This is a genomic window from Devosia ginsengisoli (assembly GCF_024707105.1).
GTDB lineage: Bacteria > Pseudomonadota > Alphaproteobacteria > Rhizobiales > Devosiaceae > Devosia > Devosia ginsengisoli_A.
This window is the reverse complement of record NZ_JANQAJ010000011.1, coordinates 1,022,675-1,039,226: the sequence shown is the minus strand read 5'-3', so window position 1 is coordinate 1,039,226 and position 16,552 is coordinate 1,022,675. Positions and strand designations below refer to the sequence as shown.

At 64.0% G+C, this 16,552-nt stretch carries 13 protein-coding genes and 2 pseudogenes; 13 read left to right on the top strand and 2 right to left on the bottom strand.

From position 1 onward, the window contains the following. Positions 1 to 1,125: pseudogene (locus tag NVV79_RS19150) on the bottom strand (class II aldolase/adducin family protein); the annotation flags it as partial. 169 nt (positions 1,126 to 1,294) lie between these two features. Here NVV79_RS19150 and NVV79_RS19145 point away from each other — a divergent pair. The 7 genes and pseudogenes from NVV79_RS19145 to rhaM all read left to right on the top strand — a co-directional run bounded on the left by NVV79_RS19145 (position 1,295) and on the right by rhaM (position 7,726). After that, complete coding sequence (locus tag NVV79_RS19145; RefSeq protein WP_303992674.1) at positions 1,295 to 2,095, top strand: DeoR/GlpR family DNA-binding transcription regulator; 801 nt, start codon at positions 1,295 to 1,297, stop codon at positions 2,093 to 2,095. 48 nt (positions 2,096 to 2,143) lie between these two features. Then, positions 2,144 to 3,139, top strand: a pseudogene (rhaS, locus tag NVV79_RS19140) (rhamnose ABC transporter substrate-binding protein). Between the two features lie 211 nt (positions 3,140 to 3,350). Further along, positions 3,351 to 4,856, top strand: coding sequence for a sugar ABC transporter ATP-binding protein (locus tag NVV79_RS19135; RefSeq protein ID WP_303992672.1), 1,506 nt, complete (start codon positions 3,351 to 3,353; stop codon positions 4,854 to 4,856). Then, entirely contained in the window at positions 4,853 to 5,830 is a 978-nt protein-coding gene (locus tag NVV79_RS19130; protein ID WP_303992669.1) for an ABC transporter permease, read from the top strand. The genes NVV79_RS19135 and NVV79_RS19130 overlap by 4 nt, the downstream gene beginning before the upstream one ends. Before the next feature lie 170 nt (positions 5,831 to 6,000). Next, positions 6,001 to 6,405, top strand: coding sequence for an endonuclease domain-containing protein (locus NVV79_RS19125; RefSeq protein ID WP_303992666.1), 405 nt, complete (start codon positions 6,001 to 6,003; stop codon positions 6,403 to 6,405). Then, a complete protein-coding gene (locus NVV79_RS19120; protein WP_303992664.1) occupies positions 6,402 to 7,397 on the top strand; it encodes an ABC transporter permease in 996 nt (331 codons plus the stop codon). Before NVV79_RS19125 ends, NVV79_RS19120 begins: the two co-directional genes overlap by 4 nt. Beyond that, positions 7,394 to 7,726 carry an L-rhamnose mutarotase gene (gene rhaM, locus NVV79_RS19115; protein ID WP_303992662.1) on the top strand — a complete coding sequence of 111 codons (333 nt, stop codon included), beginning with the start codon at positions 7,394 to 7,396 and terminating at the stop codon, positions 7,724 to 7,726. The genes NVV79_RS19120 and rhaM overlap by 4 nt, the downstream gene beginning before the upstream one ends. A gap of 4 nt (positions 7,727 to 7,730) precedes the next feature. Here rhaM and NVV79_RS19110 read toward each other — a convergent pair whose 3' ends face one another. Next, on the bottom strand, positions 7,731 to 8,990 hold the full coding sequence (locus NVV79_RS19110; protein WP_303992660.1) for a DUF3422 domain-containing protein: 1,260 nt from the start codon (positions 8,988 to 8,990) through the stop codon (positions 7,731 to 7,733). 138 nt (positions 8,991 to 9,128) lie between these two features. Here NVV79_RS19110 and NVV79_RS19105 point away from each other — a divergent pair, with 138 nt between their 5' ends. From NVV79_RS19105 to NVV79_RS19080, 6 genes are all read left to right on the top strand, one after another. Beyond that, a complete protein-coding gene (locus tag NVV79_RS19105; protein WP_303992659.1) occupies positions 9,129 to 10,688 on the top strand; it encodes an aromatic amino acid lyase in 1,560 nt (519 codons plus the stop codon). Between the two features lie 134 nt (positions 10,689 to 10,822). Beyond that, the gene (locus NVV79_RS19100) at positions 10,823 to 11,734 is read left to right on the top strand and encodes an ABC transporter substrate-binding protein (protein ID WP_303992657.1); all 912 of its coding nucleotides are present in this window, start codon (positions 10,823 to 10,825) and stop codon (positions 11,732 to 11,734) included. 257 nt (positions 11,735 to 11,991) lie between these two features. Continuing rightward, a complete protein-coding gene (locus tag NVV79_RS19095; protein ID WP_303992655.1) occupies positions 11,992 to 13,182 on the top strand; it encodes an ABC transporter permease in 1,191 nt (396 codons plus the stop codon). A gap of 164 nt (positions 13,183 to 13,346) precedes the next feature. Next, positions 13,347 to 14,282 carry an ABC transporter ATP-binding protein gene (locus NVV79_RS19090; protein WP_303992654.1) on the top strand — a complete coding sequence of 312 codons (936 nt, stop codon included), beginning with the start codon at positions 13,347 to 13,349 and terminating at the stop codon, positions 14,280 to 14,282. After that, positions 14,279 to 15,031, top strand: coding sequence for an ABC transporter permease (locus tag NVV79_RS19085; RefSeq protein ID WP_303992651.1), 753 nt, complete (start codon positions 14,279 to 14,281; stop codon positions 15,029 to 15,031). Before NVV79_RS19090 ends, NVV79_RS19085 begins: the two co-directional genes overlap by 4 nt. 151 nt (positions 15,032 to 15,182) lie before the next feature. Further along, positions 15,183 to 16,541 (top strand): dihydroorotase family protein, encoded by a 1,359-nt coding sequence (locus tag NVV79_RS19080; RefSeq protein ID WP_303992649.1) that lies wholly within the window; start codon positions 15,183 to 15,185, stop codon positions 16,539 to 16,541. The last annotated feature ends 11 nt before the right edge of the window (positions 16,542 to 16,552 follow it).

Sequence of the window (16,552 nt, the reverse complement as noted above, 5' to 3'; positions counted from 1 at the left end):
GCGAAGGTGAACATGCCGACGCCCGGCATCAGATAGACGACGGCGTTGGCATCGCGGATCGCCGGGCTGTCGGGGTGCTTGCAGCGGGTTGTAGTAGCCCGCGTAGTCGGCGCGGTAATCCGCCGTCGCCTGCTTGGTGGCCGGCGACCGGCATCGAATCGGGGTTGGCGGGATGAAGTCCATCACTAAGCGGCCGATCTTGGTGCGGAGGAAATCGTCCGGGCATGAGGTGCCCAACGCTGCCAAGGGAACCCCAGGTCCCTCTTCCGACGAACTCAAGCACCGCCGCGCTGATCGTCGAGTGGACCGAGCATCTTGAACTCGTTGGAGATCAGCTCCGCGGATTTTCGGCATCAGCCGCGCGGCGATGGCGCGGCGCTCCTCGGCCGGCAACGCCGCCACCACCTGACCACCAAAGATGGGCTTGCCGGCGGTATTCTTCTCGAACCAGGCGATCGCCTTGTTGATGGTGCCGATGGTGGCTCGTAGCACGCCTTGGGGGTGTCGCCCCAGGTGAACAGCCCGTGCGCTCTCGAGGATGAGGCCCTTGGTTCGGGGTGGTCCACGCAGAACTTTTCCCAGCCACAGGCCGAGCTCGAAGCCCGGCCGCTTCCACGGCAGCCAGCCGATGGCGTCGCCGAAGATCTCCTGGTGAGGGCTCCTCGCTGTTCTCGAAGCGATGGCGATGATGGCATCGGGATGCATGTGGTCCACAAAGGGTGCACATAGGCATGCAGCGGGGTATCGATGGAGGCGGCGCGGGAGGGTTGAGGTTGAAGGGGCGTGCGGCAGGTAGCCGACCATCTCGTCTTCGAGCGCGACGCCACGATAGAGGCTTCAGCCCGCGGAGCTTATCCATATAGAGGGTGGAGAAGCCGTCGAGCTTGATCGAGGCGCGGAAGACGCCACCCGAGCCCTTCACCCAAAGCACTTCGACGTCCTGCCGGTCAGCGGATCCTTCTGCCAGATCTTGGACGAGGTGTTGCCGCCACCACCGTAATTGGTGACGCGCTTGTCGGAGCCGAGGATGTTGGAGCGATAGACCAACCGCTCGGGCTCGCTCATTGCGGCCGCCTTGGCATCGTCCCAAAGGTTCTGAAGGCGCGCGGGCGCTGTGCTGGACATGGGCTCCCTCCCGATAGTCATATTGCCGAATGTTGGTGACGGGACATGCGCCGCGCGCGGTCCACTGTCAATCAGAAACCATCAGTAATCATCAAAAGTCGAAATCATCCGTTTCAAGCTGATTGACATTGATGGTTTTTGGTGAAAATGACTCGACCCAGGAGACGACATGCACGAAACCGAACGCCATAGGGTCATTCTGGCCGCCGTGCAGGCACGCCCGCTGGCGACTGTCGCCGAACTGGTCGAGATGACCGGCACTTCGGAGGCGACGATCCGCCGCGACATCGCCGCGCTGCATGTGCAGAACCGCCTGCGCCGGGTGCGCGGCGGGGCCGAAGCCATCAACCCGCCCGAGCAGGGCGGGCTGGTCGGGCGACCGTTTTCGGTCAACGAAACGATCAACATCGCTGCCAAACGCGCAATCGCGCGCGCCGCCGTCGAGCTGTGCAAGGACGGCGAGCCGATCATCATCAACGGCGGCACCACCACCTACCAGATGGTGCACCACCTGACGGGCCGCCGGCTCTCGGTGTTCACCAACAGCTTCGGCATCGCCGAATTCCTGATCCACAACTCGCGCAACTCGGTCGTCATCCCCGGCGGCACGATCTATCGCGAGCAGAACGTGATCCTGTCGCCGTTTGGTGGCGTGGTCGCCTCGCATTTTTACGCCAAGCGCATGTTCATCGGCTGCCAGGGCCTCGGCCAGCACGGGCTGATGGAAGCCGACCCGATGGTCGTGCAGTCGGAACTGGCGCTGATCAACCAGGCCGAGGAACTGATCGTCCTCGCCGACTCCTCGAAGTTCAACGCGCGCTCGAGCCTGATCCTGTGCGGGCTCGACCGCATCCATTCCGTCATCACCGACAGCGGCATCCGCGACGAGGATCGCACCATGCTGGAGAAGGCGGGCATCGAGCTGACCGTGGTGGAAGCCGCGGAGCAGAAATCCCAGTCGGTCGCCTGACCGGCTGGAGACAAGACTACGACTTTTCATCGCTCAGGGAGGAAACCAATGAGCCTTATGAAGAAACTGGCCGTCGCGACGGCCCTTACCGCCGTCATGTTCTCGGCCCCCGCAATGGCCCAGACCAAGATCGCGCTCGTCGTGAAATCGCTCGGCAACGGCTTCTTCGATGCCGCCAACAAGGGTGCGCAGGAAGCTGCGGCCGAGCTCGGCGATGTCGAGGTGATCTATACCGGCCCGACCACGGCAACCGCCGAAGGCCAGATCGAGGTCATCAACTCGCTGATCGCGCAGAACGTGAACGCCATCGCGATCTCGGCGAACGATCCCGACGCCCTCGTTCCGGCCCTGAAGAGCGCCCAGGAACGCGGCATCACCGTGATCAGCTGGGACTCGGGCGTCGCGGCCGAAGGCCGTTCAGTTCACCTCAACCCGTCGGACACCAACCTGATCGGCGAAACCATCATCAAGCTCGCGGCCGACTACCTGCCGGAGGGCGGCGATGTCGCGATCCTCTCGGCCGCGTCCACCGCGACCAACCAGAATGCCTGGATCGAAGCCGCCAAGGCCGCGATGCCGGACAAGTTCTCCGAATATCAACCTCGTCTCCGCCGTCTATGGTGACGATGACTCGGTGAAGTCGACCGACGAAGCCAAGGGCCTGATCGCCTCCTACCCCGATCTCAAGGCGATCATCGCCCCGACCACGGTCGGCGTCGTGGCTGCCGCCCAGGTGGTCACCGACGACAACCTGATCGGCAAGATCAACGTGACCGGCCTTGCACTGCCGTGCGGAGTTCAAGAAGTTCATCGACAATGGCGCGAGCCAGGCCGTGGCGCTGTGGAACCCGATCGACCTGGGCTACTCGGCCGTGCAGATCGCCTACCACCTGGTCGAAGGGCACGGCCAAGGCCGAGCCGGGCGCCACGATCTCGATCGGCCGCGTGGGCGAGATCACCCTGGACGACACGAACTCGGCCGCCATGGCCCCGCCGTTCACCTTCGACGAGACCAACATCGAAGAATTCTCGAAGATCTATTGATCTGACCTGGCCCGGCGGCTGATCGGCGCCGGGCTTTTTATCTTGTGAGCCTTGGGATCGTGCCACGCCCTCGTGGTTCGAGGGTGTCACTCCCGGCTCACCATGAGGGCTACTGGTACACTAGTGCCAAAAGTAGCCCTCATGGTGAGGTGCGCTTCTTCAGCGCCTCGAACCACGAGGGCGTGCCAACTAAGCACTGGAATAATCAGCAATGACCGACCCCATCCTCACCCTGTCAGGCATATCCAAGAGCTTTCCCGGCGTGCGGGCGCTGCATGATGTGGCGCTGGAGCTTTACGCCGGCGAGGTCACCGCGCTGATCGGGGAGAACGGGGCGGGGAAATCGACCCTGGTCAAGGTGATGACCGGGATCTACCAGCCCGATGCCGGCGAGATTTCGGTGGCGGGCAGGGTGGTGAGCCTGCCGACGGCGCATTCGGCTTCGGCGGTGGGGATTACCGCCATCCATCAGGAAACCGTGCTGTTCGACGAACTGACCGTGGCCGAGAATATCTATCTGGGCCATGCGCCGCGCAATCGGCTGGGGCTGATCGACTGGCGCAAGATGCGCGAAGAGGCGCAGGAAACGCTGGATTCCATGGCGGCCGGGATCGATGCCGGGATCAAGCTCAAGGAACTGGGCATTGCCAAGAAGCATCTGGTGGCGGTGGCGCGGGCGCTGAGCATCGACGCGCAGGTCGTCATCATGGACGAGCCGACCGCGGCGCTGAGCCAGAAGGAAATCGAGGAGCTTTATGTGCTCATCGACCTGCTCAAGCAGGACGGCAAGGCCATCCTGTTCATCAGCCACAAATTCGATGAGATTTACCGCATTGCCGACCGCTACACCGTGTTCCGCGATGGCGAGCAGGTGGGCAAGGGGCTGATCAGGGAGACCAGCCAGAGCGAAATCGTGCGGCTGATGGTAGGCCGCTCGGTGGACCAGATTTTCCCGGCGCGCCAGGCCGCCATCGGCGCGGTGGTGCTGGAAGCCAAGGGGCTGAGCCATCCAACTGAGTTCGATGACGTGTCCTTTGCGGTGCGGAAGGGCGAGATATTGGGCTTTTATGGCCTGGTGGGCGCGGGGCGCTCGGAAGTGATGCAGGCCGTGTTCGGGCTGACGCAGACTTCGGCTGGCACGCTGACGCTGGAGGGCGAGGCGATTGCGCCGAAATCGCCAGCCGATGCGGTGGAGGCCGGGATCGTCTATGTGCCCGAGGAGCGGGGTAAGCAGGGCGTCATCACCGGCGAGCCGATTTTCAAGAATGTGTCGCTGCCGTCGCTGGGCAAGACGTCGAAATCGGGCTTTCTGCGCATGGCGGAGGAGTTTGCGCTGGCGCGGACCTATACCGAGCGACTGGACCTGCGCGCCTCGTCGCTGAGCCAGAATGTGTCGACGCTGTCTGGTGGTAACCAGCAGAAGGTGGTGATCGCCAAATGGTTGGCGACCCTGCCCAAGGTGATCATTCTCGATGAACCGACCAAGGGCATCGATATCGGCTCGAAGGCGGCGGTGCATGAATTCATGGGGGAATTGGTGGCGCAGGGGCTGAGCGTGATCATGGTGTCGTCGGAACTGCCCGAAGTGCTGGGCATGAGCGACCGCATCGTGGTGATGCGCGAGGGCAGGGTCATCGACACACTTGAGAACACGGACCTCAAGCCGGAAACGCTGGTGCGTCTGGCCGCGGGTATTGCCGAGGAGCATGCGGCATGAACCGGCTGCTCAAGCACCGCGAAATCTTCCTGTTTCTGGCCATCCTGCTCGTGCTTGTCCTGGTGACGGCGCGCTTTCCGCGCTTTGCCCAGCCGGGCAATCTGCTGACCATTTTCAACGACACCTCCATCCTGATGATGCTGGCCTTGGGACAGATGGCGGTCATCCTGACGCGGTCGATCGACCTCTCCATGGCGTCCAACCTGGCGCTGACCGGGATGATCGTTGCCATGACCAATGCGGCCTTTCCGGGAGTACCGATCCCGCTGCTGATCGCGGGCTGTGTGGTGGTCGGCGCGGCGCTTGGCGCGTTCAACGGCATTCTCGTCTGGAAGCTCGATATTCCGCCCATCGTGGTGACTTTGGGCACGCTGACCATTTTCCGCGGGCTGGTTTTCGTGATTTCGGGCGGCGCCTGGGTCAACGCGGCGCAGATGAGCCCCGATTTCATCGGCCTGCAACGCGCGGTATTTCTCGGCCTGCCGCTGCTGAGCTGGTTCGCCATTGTGGTGGCTTTGCTGTTCTGGGTGCTGATGACGCGGACGCCGCTGGGGCGGGCGCTCTATGCCATCGGCGTCAATCCGACGGCGTCGGTCTATACCGGCATCGATGTGGGGCGGACCAAATTCTATGCCTTCGTCATATCGGGGGCGGTGGCCGGCCTGTGCGGGTATCTGTGGATTTCGCGCTATGTGATTGCCTCGGTGGAAGTGGCCGGCGGGTATGAATTGACCATCATCGCCGCCTGCGTGATCGGCGGCGTGTCGATTGCCGGCGGCATCGGCAGCGTGGGTGGCGTGCTGCTGGGGGCGATCTTCCTCGGCGTCATCAACAATGCCCTGCCGGTGATCAACATTTCGCCCTTCTGGCAGATGGCGATTTCGGGCGCGGCGATTTTGCTGGCCGTGGTGCTCAATGCGCGAGGCGAGCGGCGCAAGGGGCGGGTGATCTTGAAGACGGCGGAGGGGGTGTGATGGGTTTGTGCCAGACATACCCCCACCCTCATTCCCTCCCCACAAGGGGGCGGGAAGCCTGCTCACCGGCTTTCTTTGTTCAGAGCAAATCCTGTGCTTCAGTGAGGCAGAGAAGGCGCAGCCTGCGTCTCCCTCCCCCTTGTGGGGAGGGATCAAGGGTGGGGGGTGGTTTGGGCATTGAGCGGGCAAGGGAATTGCGCAAGCGGATGCCGGCGCCGGAAGCCAGGCTCTGGAACGCATTGCGTGAATTGCGCGCGCTTGGCTTTCATTTTCGGCGGCAGGTTCCCCTGGGGCGGTACTATGCCGACTTCGCCTGCCATGCGCGCCGGCTGGTGATCGAGGTTGATGGCGATACGCATGGGACGGATGCGGCAACACATCATGATGCTCACCGTGACCGCTTCATTGCTTCGCAGGGCTACCGCATCATTCGCATCGGCAATGATGACGTCATGCGCAATCTTGATGGCGTTATGACCGCCATTCTTTCGGCGCTTGACCAACCCCCACCCTCACTCCCTCCCCACAAGGGGGAGGGAAGCCAGTCCGGCGGCTCGGAAGACACTATGCCATGACCGATACATCCCTCCATCGCTCGCTGCCCGATCGGCTCGACAAGCCGCTCAAATCTGCCGTCTTGAGCTGGGAAAGCCTGCTTGTGCTGGTGGCGTTGGGGATTTTCATCCTCAATTCCTTTGCCTCGCCCTATTTCCTCAATGCGTGGAGCCTGAGCGATCTCACCTTCAATTTCACCGAGAAGGCGCTGATCGCGCTGGCCATGGCGCTGTTGATCATTTCGGGGGAGATCGACCTGTCGGTGGCCTCGATCATTGCGCTGGCGTCGACCATGATGGGGCTGGCGCTGCAATATGGGGCGGATACGCCGGTGCTGGTCATGGTGGGCATCGGCGTCGGCATTGTGTGCGGGGCGTTCAACGGGTTTCTGGTGACGGGGCTGAAACTGCCGTCGATCGTGGTCACCATCGGTACGATGAGCCTGTTTCGCGGTATCGCCTTCATCGTTCTGGGCGACCAGAGCTTCAAGGGCTATCCCAAGAGCTTTTCCTGGTTCGGGCAGGGCTATGTCTGGTGGGTGATCTCGTTCGAGCTGGTGCTGTTTCTGGTCTGCGCCGTCATTTACTGGGTGCTGCTGCACCGCACCAATTTCGGGCGGCGCATCTTCGCCATCGGCAATAACGACGTCGCGGCGCGGTTTTCCGGTGTGCGGGTGGAGCGGATCAAGTTCATCCTGTTCTGCCTGACCGGGCTGATGAGCGGCATGGCCGCCGTGCTGCTGACGGCGCGGCTGGGTTCGACGCGGCCTTCGATCGCCGAGGGGTTCGAGCTGGAAGCCATTACCATGGTGGTGCTGGGTGGGGTGTCGATCCTGGGCGGCGCGGGCTCCATTCTCGGGGTGGTGCTGGCGGCTGTCATCGTCGGGCTGGTGACGTTCGGGCTCGGCCTGCTCAATGTGCCCGGCATCGTCATGACCATCTTCACCGGCTCGCTGCTGATCGTGGTTATCGCGCTGCCGATATTGTTCCGCATGTGGAGGCAGCGCGCATGATCGAGGATGGTGGGTATGAAAAGCACGCCTTCAAGATGCAGCTCAATCCGGGCATGGCGGCCGAGTATCGGAAGCGCCATGACGCGATTTTCCCTGAACTGGTGGACCTGCTGCATGAAGCGGGGGTGAAGGACTATTCGATCCATCTGGACGAAGAGACCAATATCCTGTTCGGCGTGCTGTGGCGGCGCAAGGACCACACGATGGACGACCTTCCGCATACCGCGGTCATGCAGCGCTGGTGGGCGCATATGGCAGACGTCATGGCGACCAATGACAAGAACGAGCCGGTATCGGTGGACCTGTTGCCGATGTTCTGGATGAAGTGACGGCTCAACTCTTGCCGGTGAAATGCGCGTTGCGGATGTAGCGCACCATCAGCCACACAGCGAGCAGTACGAAGGGCACGGCGGCCGACAGCGTCAGGGTCTTGGGCAGGTGCAGTTCCTCGAGCGGGCCGGCGAGGAAATAGCTCAATATGCCCAACAGGTAATAGCTGATGGCGATGGTCGAGAGGCCCTCGACCGTGCGCTGCAGCCGGAACTGGCTCACGGCGGTCTGGGCGATCGTGTCCAGCACGGCCGAATTCTGTACCTGCATGTCGAGGCTGATGCGGACATTGAGCATGGCGGTTGCCCGCTCGATCTTCTGGGCCAGGACGTTGAGGCGCTTTTCCATGGCGGCGCAGGTGGCCAGGCCCGGATCGACGCGATTGCCGACGCCATGGCTGAGGCTGGAGCCCAGCCCGGTGGGCGTTTCGCGCAGGCCGGCCAGCCGCGCGCGCAATATGTCGCCATAGGCATGGCTCGCCGCGAAGCGATAACCCAGCCGCTCGGAAAACTGCCCGGAGCGGACCGAAAGGGCGTGCAGGGTGGCGAGCGCGGCTTTCACCGCCTCCAGGCTCTCGGCTTCGGACAGCGACTCCACCAGTTCGCCCAGCTCGATTTCTGCGGTGCGCAGGGCGGGGGACAGCTCGCGCGCCAGCGGCAGGCCGAGCAAGGCCATGATGCGGTAGGTTTCCACCTCCAGCAGCCGCCTGGTGAGGATGGAGCGGCGCAGCGTGCTGAGTTGTCCCGCCGCGAATTCGTAGCGGATGAACTTGTCCGCATCGGGCACGAAATCGGTCATTACCTGGGCGGTGCCATTGTCGATATTGGTCAGGCACAGGCTGGCCTGCGCAAAGCCGGCCAGCAGGCGCTCGGGCAGCGTATTGTCGCCGGTGACATCGATGCGCATGGAGCCGATGAGGAAGCTGTCCGCCAGGATGTCGATGCCGATGCCATCGGGGACGTTGGTCCGGTCGGTCAGCGCACTGCGCCAGGTGACGGTGACGAATTCGGTGTGGAACTCCCAGGTGATGTGGCGCGCGCCGATATCGAAACTGTGCTGGCGGTCCACGGGCGCGGCGACGCCGGCCCCGGCGCAGAACGCGGTGAAGTTCTCGAACACCCGGGTCATGGCGCCGGCTTCTGATGGCATGATGAAGATCAGGCGGCGGATGCGCGCCGGCCCGTCCACGATTTCCACGGGCCTGGCATGGACCTCATCCATGATCGCGCGGCGATAGGGATGGTCGATAAGAGCTTCGGTCACGGATGTTCCTGGGTTTGCTATCGGCAATCAGCGCGCAAAGCCGGCCGGTCGGCAATGCGACATTCGGCCAGAAGGGCACGAATGGGAAGTTATGTCGCAGGGCTCCCATAACGGGCTGCTATCCGATAGCTTGGGGGCATGAACCAACAGGCCCCTACCTTGCATGCAACGCCCATAGTCCTCGAAGGCAAGCCGCTGAGCTTTGCCGATATGGTGCGGATCGGCGCCCGGCGTGCGCCGCTGGCCGCCGACCAGGCCGCTTTGCACCGGGTGGCCGAGGCGCGCGTGGTAGTGGAACAGACCATCGCCAACCACCAGCCGGTCTATGGCTCCACCACCGGCGTGGGCGCCATGAAGGATGTGGAGTGGACCCCCGACCAGCTCGATGCCTTCAATATGGGCCTGGTGCGGGCGCATCATTTCGGCACGGGCGAGGCCTTTTCCAGCGAGACCGTGCGCGTGGCCATGGCCATCAGGGTCAATATGGCGCTGACCGGACGGGTCGGCTGCACTACCGACCTGGTGGAAGCCTATCTGTCGCTGCTCGCAGCCGATGTGGTGCCGGTGGTGCGGCGCACCGGCTCGATCGGTTGCGCCGATATCGGCCTGATGGGGCAGATCGGCGCCGTGCTGACCGGGGCGGGCGAAGCCATGTTCGACAGCCGCCGCCTGCCGGCGGGCGACGCGCTGGCTGCGGCGGGGCTGAAGCCCTTCCGGCTGGCGCCGCGCGATAGTCTGGCCTCGATTTCGACCAATGCAGTGGGCTATGCCGCGGCGGCCAATGCCATCCGCGAGGCGGCGGGGGCGGTGCGCGTGATGCTGGCGACGGCGCTGACCACGGCCGGGGCGCTGGGCGCCTCGCGCGATCCGTGGAAGGCGGTGGCCCATGTCGGCACCGAGCGCGAGGCCGGTATCGGCGCCTGGCTCTATTTCAATGCCAAGGGCTGGGACTGGCCCGACGCCACCCATATCCAGGACCCGCTGAGCCTGCGCATGATGAGCCAGGTATTTGCCACCGGCTTCGAGACGCTGGTGGCGGCGGGCAAGATCCTGCTGGCCGCCACCGGGCGGACTGATGACAATCCTGTGGTTGCCGGCGGGCAGGTGCTGACATCGGGCGGTTCGCTGCCGCTCGACGTCACCGTGTTCCTGCAGACCGCGCAACTGGGGCTGGCCCATATCGCGCGCAATTCGTTCAACCGCTGCGTGCTGCTGGGCAATGGCGGACGGCGCGGCCTGCCGGTCAACCTGGTGCAACCCGGCGCCATTGCCACCGGTTTCGGGCCGATCATCAAGCTGGCGGGGGAATTGTTCGCCCGCGTGCTGACCATGACCAATGCGATTTCGCCCATGTCCATGGTGGTGGCCGGAGGTATCGAGGATGAGGCGGCTTTCCTGCCGCTGGTAGTGGAGCGGCTGGAGCGCCAGGTGCTGGCCTTGCGGCGGCTGGCGGCGCTCGAAGGGATACTCGCGGCGCAGGCCATGGACATATCGGGCGATGCTCCGGGCAATGTTCCCGGCATCATCTATGCGCTGGTGCGGCGCCATGCTGACACATACTGGCAGGACCGCCCGCTATCGGCCGAAGTAGAAGCCGTCGAACAGGCTCTCGCCTCCGATGCGCTGATGAACGAACTAATTTCTCACTCAACGATTATGGAGTTGGACGAGTTTTTCGCGTTGGGCCCGGTTGCCTAGCATTGGGAGCCTCGCCCAATTTCGCCAAAGGGTTACGCTAAGGCATGATCCGGAAAAGTGGCTACCGGTTTTCCGACCAGATCATGCCAGACAGGGACAGCCGGGTTTGGAGCCCGGAGAAAACGGAGAAACCAATGCGCCTCACTTCCACGCTGCTGACCGCCGTTGCGGCATTTGCCATTTCCATGACCGCCGCCAATGCCCAGGTGGTCGTCTCCTCCAAGATCGACACCGAGGGTGGCGTTCTGGGCAACATCATCAAGCAGGTGCTTGAATCCAACGACATTCCGGTCGAGGACCGCATCCAGCTCGGCGGCACGCCCATCGTACGCGAAGCCATCACCGCGGGAGAAATCGACATCTATCCGGAATATACCGGCAATGCCGCCTTCTTCTTCGAAAAGGCCGACGACCCGCTGTGGAACAATGCTGAATCGGCTTATGCCGAAGCGGCCAAGCTCGACTTCGAGGCCAACAAGATCGTCTGGCTGACCCCGTCGCCGGCCAACAATACCTGGGCCGTCGCCATCCGCAACGACGTGGCCGAGGCCAACAGCCTCAACACCTTCAGCGAATTCGGCGCCTGGGTTGCCGGTGGTGGCGAGGTGAAGCTCGCGGCATCGGCCGAGTTCGTCAACTCGCCGGCGGCTCTGCCCAAGTTCCAGGAAGTCTATGGCTTCACGCTCTCGCCGGACCAGCTCGTGACCCTCAGCGGTGGCGACACGGCCGCGACCATTGCCGCGGCGGCCCAGCAGACCAACGGCGTCAACGCCGCCATGGTCTATGGCACCGATGGCGGCATCGCGCCCTCGGGTCTCAAGGTGCTGGAAGACGACAAGGGCGTGCAGCCGGTCTACCAGCCTGCGCCGATCATTCGTGAGGAAGTGCTGGCGGAATATCCGCAGATCGAGGAACTGCTGAAGCCGGTGTTCGAAGGGCTGTCGCTGGAAGTGCTGCAGGAACTCAATGGTCGCGTGCAGGTGGGTGGTGAAGCCGCTGCTGCCGTGGCGACGGACTATCTGACCCAGGGCGGGTTTCTGGAGTAGGTGACAACGGGGGGCTGTCCGACGCGCGGAGAGGTACCCCCACCCTGCTCGATTCAACGGACTTAGCAAACGCTAAGTCCTATCTCGCTTCCCTCCCCACAAGGGGGAGGGTGGGCGCCACTCGGTGGCAGAATGGTGCCACACGCAAGATGTCACCCTCCCCTTGAGGGGAGGGTAGCGAAGCTGGGCCCGTCAGGGCCGTAGCGGAGCTGGGGAGGGGGTCTCGTGCCTCCGCAAACGCGAAGCCCGGAGCCAGCATGAGCATCGCCGACACCACGATAGCGACATCCCGGCCCGCCTGGCTGGCACTCGACAAGCTGGGGGTGCTGATTGCGCTCATCGCGGCGGCGGGGGCGGCGCTTCCTTTTGCACTGTTTCGCGCCAATCGCATTGTGCCGGGCGAGGCGCGGAGCCTGCTCGATGCGCTGCCGAGTTTTCCGTCGGGCTTCCTCGTGGGGGTGCTGCTGGTGGGTTTCGCCGTGGCGCTGTTGCGTTTTCCCGTTATCGCCAAGCTGGTAACCGGCTTTGTCGTGCTGAGCGTGCTGTTCGTCTTCATCGGCTGGTCGGCCAGCTACCTGACGCCGGAGGGCGACACCTTTGCGCGGGTTTCGCCGGGGGCCGGCTTCTGGCTGCTGGTCTTTGCCTTTGCACTGCTGGTGACCGATGCGCTGACGCGGCTGAAACTCAAGCCGCTGGTGCGGATCGGCATTCTGCTGGTGGTGGCCATTGCGGTCGCGGCCCTGCTGTGGAGCGGGAGCTGGAACGATCTCTCCATTCTCAAGGAATACGGCACGCGCGCGCCGGCCTTCTGGGCCGAGGCGCGGACGCATCTGGCGCTGGCCTTCGGCTCGGTGGCGATTGCCACCGTGGTCGGCATTCCCCTGGGCATCCTCTGCTACAAGGTCAAGCCGCTGCGGGCGGGCGTGCTCAATGTGCTCAACATCGTCCAGACCATTCCCTCAATCGCGCTATTCGGTCTGCTGATCGCGCCTTTGGCCTGGGTGGCGGCCAATGTGCCGGGGGCGTCGGCCATCGGGATTTCCGGCATCGGCGTGGCGCCGGCCATGGTGGCGCTCTTCGCCTATTCGCTGCTGCCCATCGTGTCCAATACGGTGGTCGGGCTGCAAAGCGTGGCGCCGGCGGCGGTGGATGCTGCCAAGGGCATGGGCATGACCGGGTCGCAGCGGCTGGCGGGCGTCGAACTGCCGCTGGCCTTTCCGGTGATCCTCACCGGCATTCGCATCGTGCTGGTGCAGAATATCGGGCTGGCCACCATTGCCGCGCTGATCGGCGGGGGCGGCTTCGGCGTCTTCGTGTTCCAGGGTATCGGGCAGACGGCCATGGACCTGGTGCTGCTCGGCGCGGTGCCGACCGTGGCTTTGGCCTTCGCCGCTGCCGTGGTGCTGGATGCCATGGTGGAAATGACGAGCCGGGGAGGGGTGCGATGAGCTTGGTGACCCCCACCCTCACTCCCTCCCCCACAAGGGGGAGGGAAGCCTGGCCGGTGCGTGAAACAACATTGGACCACTGACTTCGGTCATGCGCCTCCCTCCCCCTTGTGGGGAGGGAGTGAGGGTGGGGGTATCTCGCCGCAATCCCTGGAGGTCGAGGCATGATCGAGATCGACGACATCACCAAGAGCTATAGCGGGACTGTCGTGGTCGACCACGTCAACCTGACCATCGAGCCGCGCAGCATCTGCGTCGTGGTCGGCACGTCGGGCTCGGGCAAGACCACGCTGATGCGGATGATCAACAAGCTGGTGGAGCCGACATCGGGCCATATCCGCATCGATGGCGAGGATATTGCCGGGATTCCCGCCTACGAATTGCGGCGGCGCATCGGCTATGCCATCCAGGGCCACGGCCTGTTTCCGCACCGCACGGTGGGGCAGAATGTGGCGACAGTGCCCAAGCTGCTCGGCTGGGACAAGAAGAAGATCGCCGACCGGGTCGATGAACTGCTGAGCCTGTTCCAGCTCGACCCGGCCGAATTCCGCGACCGGCTGCCGCATGAACTTTCCGGCGGCCAGCAACAGCGTGTCGGCGTGGCGCGGGCGCTGGCGGCTTCACCCAACATCCTGCTGATGGACGAGCCCTATGGCGCGCTCGACCCCGTGATCCGCGCCAAGGCGCAGGAGGATCTGCTGTCCATCCAGCGCAAGTTCGGCACCACAGTGGTGCTGGTGACGCATGACATGGAAGAGGCCATCCATCTCGGCGATACGATTGCGGTCATGGACAAGGGCAAGCTGCTGCAATGCGCCAAGCCGGCCGAGATCATCGCCAATCCGGCAACGCCCTTCGTGGCCGAATTGATCGGCACCAGCGAAAGGCCGTTCCGGCTGCTGTCGCTGGCCAAGGTGGCAGACCATATCGAGGCCGGCGAAGGGGCCGGCGAGCCCATCGAGGCCGGTGCCTCTTTGCGCGATGCCTATGCCGAACTGTTGTGGTCGGGGCGGCCGGCTTTGCCGGTGCGGCGCGACGGGCAGGTGGTGGGGCAGGTGACGCTGGACGCGCTGTCGCGGCTCGCGGCGAGGCCGCAATGAAGATCGGCAATGTCATCAGGCTGGTGGCGCTGGCCGTATTGCTGCTCCTGCTGGTGAGCCCGGACCTGTTCTCGGGCTTCTTCGGGCTCTTCACCAAGAACAACCAGCCAGCCATCTACAACCAGGGCAATCTGCTCGACATCACGCTGAACCACCTGACCATCGTGCTGGCGGCGACTGTGGCCTCCACTGTGATCGCAGTGGGGCTGGCCATTATCGTGACACGACCGTTCGGGGCGGAATTCCTGCCGCTGTCGCGCTCACTTGCGAATATCGGGCAGACCTTTCCGCCCGTGGCCGTGCTGGCGCTGGCGGTGCCCATGCTGGGCTTCGGCACGGCGCCGACTTTGGTGGCCTTGTTCCTTTATGGGTTGCTGCCGATCTTCGAGAATACGCTGACCGGGCTGACCAATTTACCGCCCTCCGTGACGGACGCGGCCAAGGGCATGGGCATGACCGGCTGGCAGCGGCTGATCAAGGTGGAACTGCCGCTGGCCTTGCCGGTCATCCTGGCCGGGATACGGCTCTCGGTGGTGATTTCGCTGGCGACGGCAACGATCGGCTCCACCGTGGCGGCGCGGACGCTGGGCGAGGTGATCATTGCAGGGCTGCTGTCGAGCAATACGGCGTTTGTGTTGCAGGGCGGGCTGATCGTCGGCGTGCTGGCCGTGCTGATCTATGATGCGCTCTCGGCGCTGGAACGGTGGCTGATGGCGCGGACGGGGCAATTGGGGAGGGCGGCGGCTTGAGTGCGCAGATGGCTCAGTCGTCTCCTCCCCCTTGTGGGGAGGGATCAAGGGTGGGGGGTGAGTCCCATACGCGGTGCTCGGCCCTTACCCCCACCCTCACTCCCTCCCCACAGGGGGAGGGAAGCCTGCTCCAAGTTTGTGGAAACAGTAGATGTCCGATTTCGATCTCGTCCTTGGTGGTACGGTGGTGCTACCTGATCTCATTGTCGAGAACGGCTATGTCGCCGTGCGCGATGGCAAGGTCATGCATGTCGGCGAAGGCGTGGCGCCGTCGGCGAAGGAGCGGCATGAGCTGGGCAATGCGCTGATCCTGCCCGGCGCCATCGACGCGCAGGTGCATTCGCTGAGCCAGAAGGATCAGGAGGATTTCATCTGGTCGACGCGGTCGGCGGCAGCGGGTGGCGTGACCACGATTGTCGACATGCCCTATGACGAGGGGAACCTGGTCTGTTCGGCCGAGGCGGTGCGGACCAAGGTGGCGCATGCCGAACCACAGGCGCGGGTGGATTTCGCGCTTTATGGCACGATCAACCCGGAGGAGGGGGCGGCGCGAATTGCCGAGCAGGCCGAAGCGGGTGTCGCGGCGTTCAAATTCTCGACCTTCGGCACTGACCCGGTGCGCTTTCCGCGCATTCCGCCGGCTTTGCTGGAAGAGTGTTTTGCCGCCGTGGCCAAGACCGGGCTGACGGCGGGTGTGCATAATGAGGACGACGAAATGGTTCGCGCCGCCATGGCTCGGGTCAAGGCGGCGGGGATCACCGATTATCGCGCCCATGCGCTGAGCCGGCCGCCGCTGACCGAATTGCTGGCGAGCCTGCAGATCTATGAGACCGGGGCGCAGACGGGTTGTCCGGCCCATGTCGTGCATTGCTCGCTGGGGCGTGGCTACGAGATTGCGCGCAGCTACCGGGAGCAGGGGTTCGAGGCGACCATCGAGGCCTGCATCCATTACCTGACGCTGGACGAGGAAAATGACGTCGCCCGGCTGGGCGGCAAGGCCAAGATCAATCCGCCGATCCGGCCGCGCGCCGAGGTGGAAAAGCTGTGGGAGCATGTGCGGCAGGGCAATGTGACGCTGGTTTCGACCGACCATGTTAGCTGGTCGGAAAACCGCAAGACCAATCCGGACATGCTGGCCAATGCCTCGGGCGTGCCGGGGTTGGAGGTCATGGTGCCGCTTTTCGTTATGGGGGCGCTGAAGCGCGGCGTCCCGCTGACCTGGGCGGCGAAATTGATGGCGGAGAATCCGGCGCGGCATTTCCGGCTCGACCATGTGAAAGGCGCGCTGACGCCGGGGCGGGATGCCGATATTGCCGTGTTGTTTCCGCGTCCGATGCGCTACGACGCGGCGGCGAGCGGGCACAATGTGGTGGGGTGGTCGCCGTATAACGGGATCGAGCTGCCCTGGACGGTGGGGCTGACCTATCTGCGCGGGCGGCAGGTGTTCGAAGGGACGGCGGTGGCGCAGCCGGGGACGGGGCGGTTTGTGCGGCCGGAGGTGCTGAGTTGATGGTCCGCACC

Bases quoted from the DNA above. Each gene is read 5' to 3' on its own strand.
- NVV79_RS19145 (WP_303992674.1), top strand. From the start codon at position 1,295: ATGCACGAAACCGAACGCCATAGGGTCATTCTGGCCGCCGTGCAGGCA.
- NVV79_RS19135 (WP_303992672.1), top strand. From the start codon at position 3,351: ATGACCGACCCCATCCTCACCCTGTCAGGCATATCCAAGAGCTTTCCC.
- NVV79_RS19130 (WP_303992669.1), top strand. From the start codon at position 4,853: ATGAACCGGCTGCTCAAGCACCGCGAAATCTTCCTGTTTCTGGCCATC.
- NVV79_RS19120 (WP_303992664.1), top strand. From the start codon at position 6,402: ATGACCGATACATCCCTCCATCGCTCGCTGCCCGATCGGCTCGACAAG.
- rhaM (WP_303992662.1), top strand. From the start codon at position 7,394: ATGATCGAGGATGGTGGGTATGAAAAGCACGCCTTCAAGATGCAGCTC.
- NVV79_RS19105 (WP_303992659.1), top strand. From the start codon at position 9,129: ATGAACCAACAGGCCCCTACCTTGCATGCAACGCCCATAGTCCTCGAA.
- NVV79_RS19100 (WP_303992657.1), top strand. From the start codon at position 10,823: ATGCGCCTCACTTCCACGCTGCTGACCGCCGTTGCGGCATTTGCCATT.
- NVV79_RS19095 (WP_303992655.1), top strand. From the start codon at position 11,992: ATGAGCATCGCCGACACCACGATAGCGACATCCCGGCCCGCCTGGCTG.
- NVV79_RS19090 (WP_303992654.1), top strand. From the start codon at position 13,347: ATGATCGAGATCGACGACATCACCAAGAGCTATAGCGGGACTGTCGTG.
- NVV79_RS19085 (WP_303992651.1), top strand. From the start codon at position 14,279: ATGAAGATCGGCAATGTCATCAGGCTGGTGGCGCTGGCCGTATTGCTG.
- NVV79_RS19080 (WP_303992649.1), top strand. From the start codon at position 15,183: ATGTCCGATTTCGATCTCGTCCTTGGTGGTACGGTGGTGCTACCTGAT.